Origin of the sequence: Streptomyces palmae, assembly GCF_004684805.1 — a bacterium.
Taxonomy (GTDB): domain Bacteria; phylum Actinomycetota; class Actinomycetes; order Streptomycetales; family Streptomycetaceae; genus Streptomyces; species Streptomyces palmae.
Genome location: NZ_SRID01000728.1, coordinates 1 through 1,034, shown reverse-complemented (window position 1 = coordinate 1,034; position 1,034 = coordinate 1). Strand labels below are relative to the sequence as shown.

At 66.2% G+C, this 1,034-nt stretch carries 1 protein-coding gene; it reads left to right on the top strand.

Annotated elements, in window-relative coordinates; translation table 11 throughout:
• Nucleotide 1: 1 nt before the first annotated feature.
• Nucleotides 2–1,034: flavodoxin-dependent (E)-4-hydroxy-3-methylbut-2-enyl-diphosphate synthase (gene ispG, locus E4099_RS32345; RefSeq protein ID WP_245245363.1), on the top strand; the 1,033-nt coding region annotated here is incomplete at its 3' end.

Here is a 1,034-nt window from a genome sequence, read left to right as displayed (position 1 = left end):
GATCCAGGTGGGGTCGGTGGCGGTGGGGGGCGACGCGCCGGTGTCGGTGCAGTCGATGACGACCACGGTGACCGCGGATGTGGGTGCGACCTTGCAGCAGATCGCGGAGCTGACGGCGTCGGGGTGCCAGATCGTGCGGGTGGCGTGTCCTTCGCAGGATGACGCGGACGCGTTGCCGGTGATCGCGAGGAAGTCGCAGATCCCGGTGATCGCGGATATTCATTTCCAGCCGAAGTACGTGTTCGCGGCGATCGATGCCGGGTGTGCGGCGGTGCGGGTGAATCCGGGGAACATCCGGCAGTTCGACGACAAGGTGAAGGAGATCGCGAAGGCGGCCTCGGACGCGGGGGTTCCGATTCGGATCGGGGTGAACGCGGGTTCGTTGGACAAGCGGCTGCTGGAGAAGTACGGGAAGGCGACGCCGGAGGCGTTGGTGGAGTCGGCGTTGTGGGAGTGCTCGCTGTTCGAGGAGCACGGGTTCCGGGACATCAAGATCTCGGTGAAGCACAACGATCCGGTGGTGATGGTGCAGGCGTACCGGCAGTTGGCGGCGGCGTGTGACTATCCGCTGCATCTGGGGGTGACGGAGGCGGGGCCGGCGTTCCAGGGGACGATCAAGTCGGCGGTGGCGTTCGGTGCGCTGCTGAGTGAGGGGATCGGGGACACGATCCGGGTCTCGTTGTCGGCGCCGCCGGCGGAGGAGGTCAAGGTCGGTATCCAGATTCTGGAGTCGTTGAATCTGCGGCAGCGGCGGTTGGAGATCGTGTCGTGTCCGTCGTGTGGGCGGGCGCAGGTGGATGTGTACAAGCTGGCGGATGAGGTGACCGCGGGGCTTGAGGGGATGGAGGTGCCGCTGCGGGTGGCGGTGATGGGGTGTGTGGTGAACGGTCCGGGTGAGGCGCGGGAGGCCGATCTGGGCGTGGCCTCGGGCAACGGCAAGGGGCAGATCTTCGTGAAGGGCGAGGTCATCAAGACCGTGCCGGAGTCGAAGATCGTGGAGACCCTGATCGAGGAGGCCATGAAGATCGCCGAAC